We start from the raw sequence: 15,744 nt of genomic DNA, 5'->3' as shown, positions 1-15,744 counted from the left end.
AGTGTTCATAATGGCATTCGATGGATTATTTACAAGAGCGATTACACATGAAATTGCTAATTCTCTTCAAACAGGAAGAATTTCAAAAATATATCAGCCCTCAAAATATGAGATTTTGTTACATATTCGAGCGAACGGAAAAAATCAAAAACTGCTTCTTTCCGCACACCCTACATACACACGTATGCATCTTACAAGTCAAGGTTATGATTCACCTGCATTACCACCAATGTTTTGTATGCTTCTTCGCAAACATTTAGAAGGTGGATTTATTGAGAAAATTGAACAAGTCGATTTAGAACGAATCATTCAAATTACCGTTCGAAGCCGTAACGAAATTGGTGACGAATCGTTAAGAACATTAGTGATTGAAATAATGGGTCGTCACAGTAATATTATTTTAGTAGACGCAAAAACGAATATCATTTTAGATAGCTTAAAGCACGTTTCTTTAGCAGTAAATAGGCATCGTACTGTATATGCTGGCGCAGAATATGTTGCACCACCAGCGCAGCATAAAATCAATCCATTGCAGATTGAAACACAAGATGAATTTATTAGACCACTAGACTTTTTGGCTGGAAATATGGATAAACAACTCGTCGGAACCTTTATGGGGATTTCGCCACTATTCGCAAAAGAAGTTGTAAGAAAAGCCGGTATGATAAATGAAAAAGCATTATCAGAAGCATTTTTCACATTACAAAAACCGCTGCAAGCACACCAATATGAGCCAACAATGATAACGGCAAATGGAAAAGAGTTCTTTTATCTATTCCCGCTCACACATTTAAAAGGTGACGCTAAAACATTCTCATCTGTAAGTGAATTATTAGATCGATTCTTCTTTGGAAAAGCAGAACGCGACCGTGTAAAACAACAAGCACATGATTTAGAACGATTTATGTACAATGAAAAAACAAAGAACGAAAAGAAATTAGTTAAATTAAAGAAAACATTACAAGACGCGGGAAAAGCAGATAAATATCAATTATTCGGTGAGCTTCTTACTGCTAACATGTATGCATTAAAAAAAGGAGATAAAGAAATTGAAGCCGTTAACTACTACGACGAGAATGGTGGAACAGTAAAAATCACGTTAGACCCATTAAAAACACCATCTGAAAATGCACAACGTTATTTCCAAAAGTATCAAAAAGCGAAAAATTCTGTTGCAATTGTAGAAGAACAAATCGAAAAAACGAATGAAGAAATCCTTTACTTTGATAGCTTACTTCAACAAATGGAAGCTGCTTCTTCAAAAGATATTGAAGAAATCCGCGAAGAATTAGCTGAAGAAGGCTACATGCGTAACCGCAAATTAAAAAACGCAAAGAAAAAACCGACAAAACCAATATTAGATAAATATATCGCTAGCGATGGAACAGAAATTTTTGTCGGTAAAAATAACAAGCAAAATGACTATTTAACAACGAAGTTTGCACGCCGTGATGAAATTTGGTTACATACAAAAGATATTCCTGGTTCTCACGTTGTCATTCGTTCATTAGAACCGACCGAGGAAACTTTGCTAGAAGCTGCCAAACTTGCTGCTTATTACAGTAAAGCAAAAGATTCTAGTTCTGTTCCTGTAGATTTCACAAAAATTCGCCATGTTAAAAAACCAAGCGGTGCCAAACTAGGATTTGTTACATATGATAATCAACAAACATTGTATGTAACACCTGATGCTGATACCGTGATGAAATTAAAGGCCTAAGATTATAGGAAACAAAAACGCAATGAATATGGGTGATCATTGCGTTTTTTCTTATAAAATTATATTTCCTGTCTTTCACAAAGACGTTCCCCCCTTATCCCCCTCTATCAAACCAATATATAATGATAAAAAAAATTGACACTTTATATGTTTCGTGTAAAAAAATATAGACACAAACAAGAGTTATATTCCTAAACTTTTAGACACTTTATGTAGTAATTATTTCTTATACAAAGAAAATTACATTGGCACAATTATTGCTTTATATAAGGAAGTGAAAGGGAGGAATCAAAATGACTTCAAGAATAAAGAAAATACAAGAACAGCTAGATCGATATGGAATAGATGGATTACTCATTACGAAAAAGGAAAATCGCCAGTATGCAACTGGATTTACAGGTAGCGCTGGTACCGTATTACTATCTGCAACTGAAGCTGTATTCATTACAGATTTCCGCTATGTCGATCAAGCAAAGACACAGGTACAAGAATCTGAAATCATTATGCATAAAGGAAACATGGAACAAGAGATCGCAAATCATATAACTAAATTAAACATCCAAAGACTAGGAATTGAAGAAAATAATATGACCTTACAACAGTATAGTTCGTTAAAAAAATATACAAACATCGAACTTGTACAAGTAAGTGAACTAGTAGAAACAATCCGTGCCATTAAGGAAGAATCTGAAATCGAAACAATCAAAATTGCAGCACGTATCGCTGATGAAGCATTTCAACATATAACAGGATTTCTAAAACCCGGTGTATCTGAATTTGATGTCCGAGATGAATTAGAGTTTTTTATGCGAAAACAAGGAGCTTCTTCCTCATCATTTAACATTATCGTAGCTTCTGGAGTCCGTTCTTCTCTTCCTCACGGCGTTGCCACAAATAAGATGATTGAAAACGGAGATATGGTTACATTAGATTTTGGTGCACTTTACAATGGGTATTGCTCTGATTTAACACGTACTATCGCGATTGGAAGTTACTCCAAAGAATTTGAAAAGATATATGGTATTGTATTAGAAGCATTAAAACGAGGAACCGAAGCAATCCGGCCTGGCGAATCAGCAAAAACAATTGATGATGTAACAAGAAATTACATTACAGATCACGGTTACGGTGAATACTTTGGTCATTCTACTGGCCATGGCGTTGGATTAGAACTTCATGAACCACTTCGATTATCAAAAGAAAGTAAATCAACTTTACAGGAAGGAATGGTTGTGACTGTTGAACCAGGTATTTATATCCCTAGCTGGGGTGGCTGTAGAATTGAAGATGATATTGTCATTACAAAAGATGGACATGAAGTAATTACAAAGGCGAATAGAGACCTTATTGTTATAGGCTAATAAGAAACTCTCCTCTATGTAATGATTCTTTCATTTATCATAGGGGCGTTTTTTTCTTATTATTCTAACAGGAATTCCTGCCTACATAGAGAAATCTTTCTATAAAGATGTCATTTACTAGGAGGAATTTTGATTGAATTTCGTAATTGATAAGATCGATGGATTAAACACAGAGTTTTCAAAACTTGTTTCTATGATGAATTATGCTCGTTACACAACAATGCAAGATGTACAAGATTTAACAATTGAAGAACTCGATTATTTGTACGATGATACGGCAAACTCTGTTGGTATGCTTTTGTATCATATGGCTGCAGTTGAGTTTTATTATCAAATTCATACCTTTGAAGACCGCGAGCCGACAGACGAAGAATTAGAACGTTGGTTGCCAGGAGTTGAATTGGGCGACCTTGGACGCCAAAACATTAAAAATCACCCAATAGAATACTATATAAATACTTTACAAGAGGTTCGTGCTAAAACGATAGCAACGTTCCAATCCCTTCCGGATGAGTGGCTCTATAAGACAACACCGTTTTGGCATGACAAACCTGCAAATAACTACTTTAAATGGTTCCATGTCTTTGAAGACGAAATCAGCCATCGTGGGCAAATTCGATTGATTAAAAAGATGCATAAAACTCATGTTGTAAAATAATAAAAAGTGCTATCTCTTAACGAGGTAGCACTTTTTATGTTTTAAATTCATTATCTACTAATAATTTTCCATTTACTTTTGTGACAATTATGCCCACTATGATTAAAATAGCAATTAAATATAGTAACTTAGGAAAAGATAACCACCCTTGGAGAATCTGCATCGTGTTCATTTGTTTACCGCCTTCCATTAAGATGAATGGGAGCGTACTCATTAAAACAACGTACTCAACACTTAAAATCAGCTTCTTTTTTCGGCCATATGTTTTCCATTCTCCCCGGCGATATAATAAAGCAAAAATCAATCCAACTACAGCAATCATAACCGCTATCCAATCACTTTCAATGAATCGACTTGAAATAATAGATACAATTAAATAAGTCATCACACCATAAAAACCTATTTTCTTAAACATAAGCCCTCCTTTCATTCCATTTTTTAGGATTATTTGTATTATAACATTCATTATAACCGTAAGTAAGATTTTCTTTACTTACGGTTTCTCTTTGTGAATTGTTGCAATATACTGATTTTACAAAGGGATTTTTAACCCCTCGTTGAAATTATATTAGAAGAACAATATTCTCAAAACGTTTACGAGAAACAGATTACTTCTTCAAAAAAGGGGACATGACCATGAATGAATTGGTGTTCGTCTTATTTATTTGGCCATTACTTATTTTCATTGTTTCAGTAATTGGAACACGTAGAACAAAAACATATTACGTGATGCCAATTGTAACGTTTGCTATTTTTCTCATAATAGGAGTTACATTGTTTCCCCCATCCTTTTTCTTTTGGATTGGCATGTATTGCATTTTCTCATTTATCGTTTCTTATATGACTTTATTATTTGTAAAGGGCTATGAAGCTGCAGAGGGGAGACACTAATATCTTTTATGTAAGTAATATAATCGCGCTCATAATATTGATAATTAAGAAAAATTCAGCACTTCTATGAGGTAGTCCTATTTCTTCGTATACAAGTGATCATCACGAAAAAAATGATTGATTAAACATTCTTCCAGTAAAAAATTGGCTTCCTTTATATTAAGGAAGCCGATTTTTTAGGTTACTTATTAACTTGGATAATATATCGTCATACTTAATCTAGCTAATGTTTCTCCCGAATTATAATATGTATGTGGTCTATCAGCCTTAAACCTGATTGAATCACCACTTTTTAATGTATAGTTGCATTCACTAACACGAATCGTTACTTCTCCATCAAAAACAGTAATAAATTCCTCAGTTCCCTCTTTATGGGATTCGGAACTTAATACTCCGTCTTTTTCAATTTCAACAGCGTACACTTCAAATCGTCTATCCTCTTGGAATGGAAAAGAAGGATAGACTCTATATCTTCCATTGTCTTCAGACAATACTTGAATTTCATTTCTTAATACCACAGTAGTATCAGGCTGCGGATTATTTATTAAAGCAGTAAAGGAAACCTTCAATCCATTCGCTATTTTCCAAATTGTTGTAAGAGTTGGACTAGATTCACCTCTTTCAATTTGCCCTATCATCGTTTTACTTACTCCACTTAATTGAGAGACCTTTTCTAAACTCAATTTCTCCTTCTCTCTGATCGCTTTTAAATTTCTTGCAAGAATAAGATGAATTTCTTCCATAAAATCACTCCTATCTATATACATTATAACGACCGATTTGTATAATAAAACACACAACGTTATATTGTTCATTTTGGACATTATAACATACACCCATGAAAGGTAGGTCCAAAAATGCCTTTATTTTCATTTTTGTTATTTGTTTTTATTAGCAGTTTTACTCCAGGTCCCAATAACATCATGGCAATGACGTTTGCGAATAAACATGGATTAAAGAAAACCTTTACATTTTGTTTAGGAGTCAGTTTTGGATTTTTTGTTCTCACATTATTGTGTAGTTTTTTTAACATCATACTTACAAGTACTCTGCCAATCATTGAATTTCCTTTAACCATTTTTGGTGTAGCTTATATGCTATATTTGGCTTTTAAAACACTTACTAGTAAAGGAAATACGGGGGGAAATGATGAAGAGAATCGAAATCTTTTCTTAATAGGTATCTTGTTACAATTTGTGAATCCAAAAGGTATCCTTTTTGGGCTTACAGTAGTAGCAACCTTTATTCTCCCCTATTACCATTCCTATTCCAGCTTCCTTATTTACTCATTATTTTTAGGAATGGTTGGCTTAATGAGTACATTTAGTTGGAGTCTATTTGGCTCTATTTTTCAAAAGCTCTTATTACAATATAGACAGCAGTTTAATATAGTTATGGCAATTTTGTTGGTATTTAGTGCTGTATCCATTCTTGTTAAATAGATTAAAAAACACGACCGAGTTTCCCCCCACGGTCGTGTTTTCTTTGTTACGCTGTAATCCAAGCCTCGTCAGCTGGATTTTTACGCCACTCTTGTAATTTTTTCGTTTCAGCTTGTCCGATCATACCTTTTTCTGCTGCAACTTCAGTTAATGCACTGTAATCACTTAAAGAATATGATGCTACGTTTGCTGCTTCTAGTTTCTCTTTTCCTGCCTCAAGCTCGTATGTGAAGATTGATACGATTCCTAATACTTCACAACCAGCCTCGCGAAGTGCTTCTACACATGTAATTGCACTACCTCCAGTTGAAATTAAGTCTTCTACTACTACTACTTTTTGACCTTTTTCTGCTTTTCCTTCGATTTGGTTCCCTTTACCGTGTCCTTTTGCTTTGCTGCGTACGTAGCACATTGGTAAATCCATACGATCGCTTACCCATGCAGCGTGCGCGATACCAGCAGTTGCTGTTCCTGCAATAACTTCTACAGCCCCGAAGTGCTCTTTAATTAACTCTTCTAATCCAGATGCGATCGCTTGGCGTACTTTTGGATAAGATAAAGTTAAACGATTATCACAATAAATTGGTGATTTCATACCAGAAGACCAAGTAAATGGATCATTCGGTTGTAAAAATACTGCTCCAATTTCTAATAAATGTGATGCGATTTCTTTTTTCATACTGTTACACCTTCCCACTGTTGTTTTACTGTTTCATACGCTTCAAGCGGATTTTCTGCTTTTGTAATACTACGTCCAACCACAATGTAACTTGAACCAAGTTCCCTCGCACGTTTCGGTGTTGCAACGCGCACTTGGTCATTTATATCATCACTTGCAAGACGAATACCCGGTGTTACTGTTACAAATTCATCTCCACATACTTCACGTAATTTCGGAACTTCAAGTGTTGAACAAACAACTCCATCAAGTCCACTTTCTTTCGTTAATTTTGCATAATGCGCAACCGCTTCTTCTAACGTTTTCTCAATGCCGATCTCTTTTTTCATCATAGCTTCCGAAGTGCTTGTTAGTTGTGTAACTGCAATACAAATCGGTCTCTCTTTTCCTTCTTGCTTACCTTCCTCTAATCCCTCAATCGCAGCTTTCATCATACTGCTTCCCCCAGCAGCATGAACGTTCACCATATCAACATCTAGACTAGCTAGGCTACGCATAGCGCTCTTTACTGTATTTGGAATATCATGAAGCTTTAAATCTAGAAAAATCTTATGTCCTTTTTCTTTTAAGTACGTAATAATTGCTGGTCCTTCTTTGTAAAACAACTCCATACCAACTTTGACAAATAACTCTTCCCCTTCAAAGTGTTGTAAGAATTGTTCTACCTCTTGTTTCCCTGGAAAATCTAGCGCAACAATTAACGACTGTGACATACTTGCTTCCAGCTCCTTCCTTGACATTCCGAAATATGATCAAATCCTAATTCATCTAGTAATGCTGGTAACTCTTCAATAATTGTTGGACATATGAAAGGATCGATAAAGTTCGCCGTCCCTACTGCAACCGCGCTTGCTCCAGCATAGAAGAATTCAATTACATCTTCCGCTGATTCAATACCACCCATTCCGATAATCGGAATGTTAACAGCTTGACTTACTTCATGTACCATACGAATTGCTACCGGCTTAATCGCAGGGCCTGATAGTCCACCTGTACGGTTTGCTAAAATTGGTTTTGCTGTTTTTAAATCTAGACGCATACCAAGCAATGTATTAATCATCGTTAAGCCGTCCGCACCTGCATTTTCAATTGCTTTTGCAATTTCCACAATGTTTGCCACGTTCGGTGACAATTTCACATATACCGGCACTTCAGAAACCTCTTTTACCCGCTTCGTTAAATCAGCAGCAACTTCAGGGTTCGTACCAAAAGCGATACCACCCGTCTTTACGTTTGGACAAGAAATATTTAATTCTAGCGCATGAACATTTGGTGCTTTTGAAATTTCTTTCGCAACCGCTACATAATCCTCAGCCTGTGAACCAGCAACGTTTGCAATAATCGGAAGATCAAATTGCTCGAGCCACGGTAATTCAGAATTCATTACCTTTTCTAATCCAGGATTTTGAAGTCCGATTGCATTTAGCATTCCGCCCGGTGTTTCAGCAACACGAGGCGTTGGGTTTCCATAACGAGGTTGTTCTGTCGTCGCTTTAATCATAATGGATCCAAGTACACTTAAGTCATAAAACTGTGCGTACTCACGACCAAATCCGAAGCAACCAGATGCTGGGATGATTGGATTCTTTAATGATAATCCTGGTAATTCAACTTGCAATCTGTTCATAGTACAACCTCCCCGATTGGAAATACTGGTCCGTCGCTACACACCTTCTTGTAAGAATGTCCACTCGGATCTTCTTGTAAGTGACATACGCATGCGAAACATGCTCCGATGCCACAGCCCATGCGTTCTTCTAATGAAATGTAGGCTTTTTTCTCTTTATAGCGCCCTTCTAATGCTCGAAGCATCGCTAAAGGTCCACATGAATATAGAATGTCAAAGTCAATTCCATAGCTATCAATTACATCTGTTACAAATCCTTTTGTACCGTGTGTACCATCAACCGTTGCAACATACGTATCACCAAGCTCTGCGAATTTCTCTTCATAGAAGACAACATCTTTCGTTTGAAAACCTAAGATATGAATAACACGTACTCCCCTTGCTGCTAAACGTTGTGACAATTCATATAGTGGTGGTACACCAATTCCACCGCCTACTAATAAAGCCGTTTGTCCAGCTTCCGCTTCTTCTACAGGAAAACCATGTCCAAGTGGTCCTAATACATCAACAAGTTCACCTTGTTTTCTTTTTGCTAATGTTTTCGTTCCTTGTCCTTCCGCACGATATAGCATTGTAAATTCGTTCTTGTCTTGATCGACATTACAAATACTAATTGGGCGGCGCAGAAGAGGCGTAATGCCCTCTGCTACCTTAATGTGTACAAACTGCCCTGGATCGTTCATTTGCTGCACAAGATCCCCTTGAAGCACTAATTCGTAAATGTTTTTTGCGATTTCTTTTTGGTTAACGACGATCATATTTTGCTTTTGCATCATGCATGTACCACCTCGTGACGCTTTGTTGGCGCGATTTCTTTCATTGCGTGAGCCGAGAATGTCATTGATTCTAGTACTCTTAAAATTGCTCTTGTTGTATCAAGTGATGTTAAGCAAGCCACACCATTTTCTACTGATTCACGGCGAATGCGGAAACCATCACGCGCTGGTTGTTTTCCTTTTGTTAATGTATTGATTACAAACTGTGCTTTCCCTTGACGGATAATATCAAGTAAGTTGTAGTCTTCAGAATCAATTTTGTTTACAACTTGCACCGGAATATTTTGCTCTGTTAACGATTTTGCTGTTCCAGCTGTTGCTAATAAGTTATAGCCGATTTCATGGAAGCGTTTTGCAATTTCCATTGCTTCTTCTTTATCTTTATCCGCTACAGTAATGATTACTGATCCGTGCGTTGGAATGTTAATTCCAGAAGCAACAAGTCCTTTATATAGTGCTTTTTCAAGCGTCAAGTCTTTACCCATTACTTCCCCTGTTGATTTCATTTCAGGCCCTAATGTTGTATCAACTGAACGTAGTTTCGCAAATGAGAATACTGGGGCTTTTACATACACTTCATTCTCTTCTGGGCGATAGCCAGTTTCATATCCTTGTTCTACAAGGTTTTGACCTAAAATAACTTTCGTTGCGATATTCGCCATTGGTACACCTGTAATTTTGCTTAAGAATGGTACTGTACGGCTCGCACGTGGGTTTACTTCAATTACATACACTTCGTCTTTGAATACTACAAACTGGATATTCAGTAATCCAACAATGTTTAATCCTTTTCCAAGTGCAATTGTATTTTCAATGATTTGTTCTTTCAGTTTTGCAGATAAGCTTTGCGGTGGATATACTCCAATTGAGTCACCAGAGTGAACTCCAGCGCGTTCAATATGTTCCATGATACCTGGAATGAATACATTTTCACCGTCTGAAATTGCATCTACTTCAATTTCTTTACCAACCATATAGCGGTCAATTAATACCGGATGATCCGCATGAACCTTAACCGCATTTTTCATGTAGTGCAGTAGTTCTTCTTGACGATATACGATTTCCATCGCACGCCCACCTAGTACGTAAGATGGTCTTACTAATACTGGGTAACCAATTTCTTCAGCGATTGCTACCGCTTGTTCTACAGTCGTTGCTGTTTTACCAACTGGTTGCGGAATACCAAGCTGTGTTAAGGCTGCTTCAAATTTATCACGATCTTCTGCACGGTCTAAATCTTCAAGAGATGTTCCTAAAATTTTCACACCATGCGCTTCCAATTTTGCAGCTAAGTTAATTGCCGTTTGTCCACCGAACTGAACGATAACACCTTCTGGTTTCTCTAAATCGATGATGTGCATTACATCTTCGATTGTTAATGGCTCAAAGTATAACTTATCAGAAATACTGAAGTCTGTTGAAACTGTTTCTGGGTTATTATTAATAATAATCGCTTCATATCCAGCTTCTTTAATTGCCCATACAGAGTGAACTGTTGCATAGTCAAATTCAACACCTTGACCGATGCGGATTGGACCAGATCCAAGTACAACTACGCTTTTACGATCTGTAACGATTGATTCATTTTCATCGCCATATGTGCTGTAGTAGTAAGGCGTTGCAGATTCGAATTCTGCCGCACAAGTATCAACCATTTTGAATACTGGCGTCATATTATTTTCTTTACGCATATCGTAAATTTCACGCTCAGTTTTATTCCAAGCTGCTGCGATGTAGTGGTCACTGAATCCCATTTCTTTCGCAGATTGTAATACTTCCATATTTCCTACATTCGCTTTTACTTCGCGTTCCATGTTTACGATGTTTTCAACTTTTTGTAAGAAGAAGAAGTCCATTTCACACCATGAGTTGATTTCTTCTTTCGTTACACCTTGACGAATTGCTTCTGCTACAATAAACAGGCGCTCATCATCCGCTTTAATAATGCGCTTTTTCATCGTTTCTTTATCAAGTTCTTTTAAGTGATCTAACTCTAAGTGATAAATGCCAAGTTCTAGAGAGCGAACCGCTTTTAATAATGATTCCTCTAAGTTACGTCCAATTGACATAACTTCACCAGTTGCCTTCATCTGTGTTCCAAGCGTTCTGTTCGCTGATTCAAACTTATCAAATGGCCAGCGTGGAATTTTTGAAACAACATAATCTAATGCTGGCTCGAAGCAAGCATATGTTTTTTGTGTTACTGGGTTTACAATTTCATCTAATGTTAAACCGACTGCAATTTTCGCCGCTAATTTTGCAATTGGATATCCAGTTGCTTTAGATGCTAGCGCAGATGAACGACTTACACGTGGATTTACTTCGATTACATAGTATTGGAAGCTATATGGATCAAGTGCAAGCTGAACGTTACATCCACCTTCAATTCCTAATGCACGAATAATTCTTAATGAAGTATTACGTAACATTTGATATTCACGGTCACTTAATGTTTGGCTTGGCGCTATAACAATGGAATCTCCTGTATGCACACCAACTGGGTCAATATTTTCCATATTACATACTACAATCGCATTATCGTTCGCGTCGCGCATTACTTCATATTCAATCTCTTTAAAACCAGCGATACTTTTTTCCAATAAGCATTGCGTTACTGGGCTATGTTTTAAACCGCTTGTTACAGTTTCAATTAGCTCTTTTTCATCATGGCAAATCCCGCCGCCAGTTCCGCCTAGCGTAAATGCAGGACGAACGATTACTGGATAACCAATTTCATTTACAAATTCATACGCTTCATCAAGGTTATGAATAATTTCACTAGGCGGTACTGGTTCGTTTAAATCTCTCATTAATGTACGGAATAAATCACGATCTTCCGCCTGCTCGATTGCTGATAATTTTGTGCCTAAAATTTCAACTCCGCACTCGTCAAGTACGCCTGATTTTGCAAGTTCAACAGCCATGTTTAAACCTGTTTGACCACCTAATGTTGGTAAGATCGCATCTGGACGTTCTTTGCGAATAATACGGCTTACGAATTCTAATGTTAATGGCTCAATGTATACTTTATCTGCTGTTGCAGTATCCGTCATAATTGTTGCTGGGTTTGAGTTAACAAGGATTACTTTGTAACCTTCCTCTTTAAGAGATTGACAAGCTTGTGTACCAGAATAATCAAACTCCGCTGCTTGCCCAATTACAATTGGTCCTGATCCGATTACTAAAATTGTGTTAATGTCTAGGCGTTTTGGCATAACTCTTCCCCTTCTTTCTTGAAGTTTTCAATCATTGTTAAGAAATCTTCGAATAAATCATTTGCATCTTCTGGTCCTGCTGAAGCTTCTGGATGGTATTGTACTGTAAATGCTGGGAATTTCTTATGACGAAGACCTTCTACTGTTCCATCATTTAAAGCTACATGTGTAATTTCAAGCTCTGTATTTTCAACTGATGCTTCTTCTACTGCATAACCATGATTTTGAGAAGTAATTGCTACTTTTCCAGTTGCAAGGTGTTTTACTGGATGGTTTAAACCACGGTGACCGAATTTTAACTTACTTGTATTTGCACCAGATGCTAAAGCGAATAATTGATGTCCAAGACAGATCCCAAATAAAGGTACTTTTCCAATGATTTCTTTTAACATTTCAATCGCTTCCGGTACATCTTTTGGATCCCCAGGTCCATTACTTAACATAATTCCATCTGGGCTTAGGCGTAAAATTTCTTCAGCTGTTGTATTGTAAGGTACAACAATTACATCACAGTCGCGCTTATTTAATTCTCGTAAAATACCATGTTTCATTCCGAAGTCAACAAGTACAACACGATGACCACGGCCTGGGCTTGGGTATGGATCTTTTGTTGATACGCGTTTTACATGATCTGTAAAGACTGTCGCTTTTAATTGGCTAACGATGTATTCTACATCCGCATCCATGTTGCAAAGACGTCCGCGTAATGTTCCATATTGACGAATTTTTCGCGTTAATTTTCTTGTATCAATTCCTGCTAATCCAGGAATATTTCTTTCTTTTAAATATGCATCTAACGAAATTTCACTTCGGAAGTTAGATGGATGATCACAAATTTCGTTTACAATTAAACCATTTACAGATGGATGAATAGATTCAAAGTCATCACGATTAATTCCGTAGTTTCCGATTAACGGATACGTAAATGTTACAATTTGACCGCAATATGATGGATCAGATAATGTTTCTTGATATCCTGTCATTCCTGTTGTAAATACAACCTCACCTGACTTTTCGATTTCTCCTCCGAAACCTTTTCCAATTAATACTGTTCCATCTTCTAAGATAAGTTGTCTTTTCATACTAATGCACTCTCCTTTTGCCATGCGATCTTACCACCAACGATTGTCATAACCGGCCAACCTTGGCATTTCCAACCTGCGAATGGTGTATTCTTTCCTTTTGATAAGAATGTTGTTGGATCAATTTCTTCTTCTTGTTCTAAATCGATAATTGTGATATCAGCTGCTCTACCTTCTTTCAGGCGACCTGCTTCTAAACCAAATGTATCAGCCGGCTTTTCTGTTAAGAATTGAATTAGCTGTTCTAATGTGATAATTCCTTTTTTCACAAGGTTTGTATATAAGAGTGGGAATGCTGTTTCAAAACCAGTAATTCCGAATGGTGCTCTTTCAATACCTTGTGCTTTCTCTTCCGCAGCGTGCGGTGCATGGTCAGTTGCAATCATATCGATTGTTCCATCTAATAATCCTTCAATTAAAGCTTCATAGTCTTCTTTTCCTCGAAGCGGCGGATTCATTTTAAAGTTTGGATCAACTGATGGGATATCATCTTCACATAATACTAAGTGATGCGGTGTTACTTCTGCTGTTACTTTAATTCCAGCACGTTTTGCATCACGGATTACACGTACAGATCCTTTTGTACTTACGTGACATACGTGATAGTGACAATCTGCTGCTTCCGCAAGTAATATGTCCCGGGCAATATGTACGGATTCGCATACTGATGGGATACCGTTTAATCCGTGTTTCTTAGAAAACTTCCCTTCATGTACACAACCTTTATTAATCAATGTATTCTCTTCACAGTGTGCAACGACTGCCATATTTAATTTTGCTGCACGTTTCATAGCAGCTAGCATCATGCTTGCATCTTGTACCCCTACTCCATCGTCAGTAAACGCGAATGCACCAAGTTCTTTTAATGTTTCAAAGTCTGTCATTTCAGAACCTGCTTGGCGTACTGTAATTGCACCATATGGTAATACATTTACATGTGCTTTTTCTTTAATTCGCTTTTGCAAGTCTTCCATATGTTCTTTGCTGTCTGGTACTGGGCGTGTATTTGGCATTGCACAAATTGTTGTAAAGCCACCCTTTGCTGCTGCAAGTGTACCTGTTTCAATTGTTTCTTTATGTTCACCACCTGGTTCGCGAAGATGAACGTGTACATCTACTAATCCAGGTGAGATTAATTTTCCGTTTACATCGATTACTTCAGCATTATCTGCCGTAATATTTTCTGCTACTTTCGCAATTTTACCGTCTTGTACGAGAAGATCTGTTACTACAATGTTTCCTTCTTCATTTAGATAGCGTCCATTTTTAAACAAATAATTCATGTTTCATTCCTCCTAATACATTTGGTAACGCGCGTTTTAGCACAGCCATTCTTACGTAAACTCCATTTTCCATCTGTTTGAAAATACGGGAACGCTCACACTCAACAAGTTCACTCGCAATTTCTACATCGCGATTTACAGGAGCTGGATGCATAATAATGCTTCCTTGTTTCATACGTTTTTCTCGTTCAATTGTTAAACCGTGCTGCTCATGATACTCTTTCATGATGTCTGTTTCATAATGGTCATGACGCTCATGTTGCACACGAAGTAACATCATCACATCAACTTCTGGAACAAGTTCATCTAATTCTTTGTATGTTCCGAATGTTTTTGTTTCACCTTTCCACTCTTCTGGGCTAGCAAAGTAAATTGTTGCTCCTAATTTCGTTAATGCTTCCGCATTGGAACGAGCTACTCGGCTATGACGAATGTCTCCAACAATCGCAATCTTTAATCCTTCAAAGCTTCCAAACTCTTGTTTAATTGTTAGAAGATCTAGCAGGCATTGCGTTGGATGATTTCCACATCCATCTCCAGCATTTAGGATTGGAATACTTACTTTATCTTTTAGTTCATCGAAGTAGCGATCTTGCTGATGGCGGATGACTACCGCTCTTGTTCCGATTGATTCTAGTGTTCTTATCGTATCGTATAACGTTTCTCCTTTTTGTACGCTAGAGGAATCTACTTCGAAATTTAGCACATCAAGTCCTAATTTCTTCTCGGCAACTTCGAAGCTAAACTTTGTTCTTGTACTGTTTTCGAAGAATAAGTTTGCTACAAATGTTTGCTCTGTTGATTTTCTCTCTTTTCCATTCGCAAAATCTTCTGCGTCTTTTAGGATTTCTGAAATCTCTTCTTTCGATAATTCACTCATCGTTAACAAATGGCTCATTGTCATCCCTCATCTTTCTGATTTTTATGATAACACCTTTGGTATTTATATAACAATAACTGCATAAAAATACCCTAGTCATGTGAGACTAGGGTGCAAGAAAGAAGCTCCC

15 protein-coding genes are annotated in these 15,744 nt (G+C 37.1%); 5 read left to right on the top strand and 10 right to left on the bottom strand.

Translation table 11 applies throughout. The features are described from left to right. Positions 1–10: 10 nt before the first annotated feature. The 3 genes from CN288_RS04100 to CN288_RS04090 all read left to right on the top strand — a co-directional run bounded on the left by CN288_RS04100 (position 11) and on the right by CN288_RS04090 (position 3,739). A complete protein-coding gene (locus CN288_RS04100) occupies positions 11–1,720 on the top strand; it encodes an Rqc2 family fibronectin-binding protein (protein WP_026590279.1) in 1,710 nt (569 codons plus the stop codon). A gap of 293 nt (positions 1,721–2,013) precedes the next feature. After that, positions 2,014–3,081, top strand: coding sequence for a M24 family metallopeptidase (locus CN288_RS04095; RefSeq protein ID WP_026590278.1), 1,068 nt, complete (start codon positions 2,014–2,016; stop codon positions 3,079–3,081). Between the two features lie 133 nt (positions 3,082–3,214). Continuing rightward, positions 3,215–3,739 (top strand): DinB family protein, encoded by a 525-nt coding sequence (locus CN288_RS04090; RefSeq protein WP_026590277.1) that lies wholly within the window; start codon positions 3,215–3,217, stop codon positions 3,737–3,739. 34 nt (positions 3,740–3,773) lie between these two features. On the opposite strand, the gene CN288_RS04085 is transcribed toward CN288_RS04090, so the two are convergent. Next, positions 3,774–4,154 (bottom strand): YoqO family protein, encoded by a 381-nt coding sequence (locus CN288_RS04085; RefSeq protein WP_026590276.1) that lies wholly within the window; start codon positions 4,152–4,154, stop codon positions 3,774–3,776. Positions 4,155–4,375: 221 nt separating this feature from the next. On the opposite strand from CN288_RS04085, the gene CN288_RS04080 reads away from it, so the two are divergent. Beyond that, positions 4,376–4,630: a YbeF family protein gene (locus CN288_RS04080; protein WP_026590275.1), complete on the top strand. Its 255-nt coding sequence runs from the start codon at positions 4,376–4,378 to the stop codon at positions 4,628–4,630. 188 nt (positions 4,631–4,818) lie between these two features. Here the strand turns inward: CN288_RS04080 and CN288_RS04075 are convergent, their stop codons facing one another. Next, the gene (locus CN288_RS04075; RefSeq protein WP_026590274.1) at positions 4,819–5,373 is read right to left on the bottom strand and encodes a helix-turn-helix domain-containing protein; all 555 of its coding nucleotides are present in this window, start codon (positions 5,371–5,373) and stop codon (positions 4,819–4,821) included. Between the two features lie 114 nt (positions 5,374–5,487). Here CN288_RS04075 and CN288_RS04070 point away from each other — a divergent pair, with 114 nt between their 5' ends. After that, complete coding sequence (locus tag CN288_RS04070) at positions 5,488–6,072, top strand: LysE family transporter (protein WP_026590273.1); 585 nt, start codon at positions 5,488–5,490, stop codon at positions 6,070–6,072. A gap of 46 nt (positions 6,073–6,118) precedes the next feature. Here CN288_RS04070 and pyrE read toward each other — a convergent pair whose 3' ends face one another. Genes pyrE through CN288_RS04030 form a run of 8 tightly spaced genes read right to left on the bottom strand, consistent with a single transcriptional unit; the run spans position 6,119 to position 15,632 of the window. Continuing rightward, on the bottom strand, positions 6,119–6,751 hold the full coding sequence (gene pyrE, locus CN288_RS04065; RefSeq protein ID WP_026590272.1) for an orotate phosphoribosyltransferase: 633 nt from the start codon (positions 6,749–6,751) through the stop codon (positions 6,119–6,121). After that, a complete protein-coding gene (pyrF, locus tag CN288_RS04060; RefSeq protein WP_026590271.1) occupies positions 6,748–7,464 on the bottom strand; it encodes an orotidine-5'-phosphate decarboxylase in 717 nt (238 codons plus the stop codon). The genes pyrE and pyrF overlap by 4 nt, the downstream gene beginning before the upstream one ends. Beyond that, entirely contained in the window at positions 7,449–8,378 is a 930-nt protein-coding gene (pyrD, locus tag CN288_RS04055; RefSeq protein WP_026590270.1) for a dihydroorotate oxidase B catalytic subunit, read from the bottom strand. The genes pyrF and pyrD overlap by 16 nt, the downstream gene beginning before the upstream one ends. Continuing rightward, on the bottom strand, positions 8,375–9,154 hold the full coding sequence (gene pyrK, locus CN288_RS04050) for a dihydroorotate oxidase B electron transfer subunit (protein WP_026590269.1): 780 nt from the start codon (positions 9,152–9,154) through the stop codon (positions 8,375–8,377). The genes pyrD and pyrK overlap by 4 nt, the downstream gene beginning before the upstream one ends. Continuing rightward, positions 9,151–12,369 (bottom strand): carbamoyl-phosphate synthase large subunit, encoded by a 3,219-nt coding sequence (gene carB, locus CN288_RS04045; RefSeq protein WP_026590268.1) that lies wholly within the window; start codon positions 12,367–12,369, stop codon positions 9,151–9,153. The genes pyrK and carB overlap by 4 nt, the downstream gene beginning before the upstream one ends. Beyond that, positions 12,354–13,451: a carbamoyl phosphate synthase small subunit gene (locus tag CN288_RS04040; RefSeq protein ID WP_026590267.1), complete on the bottom strand. Its 1,098-nt coding sequence runs from the start codon at positions 13,449–13,451 to the stop codon at positions 12,354–12,356. Before CN288_RS04040 ends, carB begins: the two co-directional genes overlap by 16 nt. Then, positions 13,448–14,734, bottom strand: a complete 1,287-nt coding sequence (gene pyrC / locus CN288_RS04035; RefSeq protein ID WP_098301822.1) for a dihydroorotase — start codon at positions 14,732–14,734, stop codon at positions 13,448–13,450. The genes CN288_RS04040 and pyrC overlap by 4 nt, the downstream gene beginning before the upstream one ends. Next, positions 14,718–15,632 (bottom strand): aspartate carbamoyltransferase catalytic subunit, encoded by a 915-nt coding sequence (locus CN288_RS04030; RefSeq protein WP_026590265.1) that lies wholly within the window; start codon positions 15,630–15,632, stop codon positions 14,718–14,720. Before CN288_RS04030 ends, pyrC begins: the two co-directional genes overlap by 17 nt. Positions 15,633–15,744: the final 112 nt, after the last annotated feature.

Source organism: Bacillus sp. AFS023182 (assembly GCF_002560575.1).
GTDB lineage: Bacteria > Bacillota > Bacilli > Bacillales > Bacillaceae_G > Bacillus_A > Bacillus_A arachidis.
The sequence above is the reverse complement of the archived record's forward strand: the minus strand, read 5'-3'. Positions and strand labels throughout refer to the sequence as shown.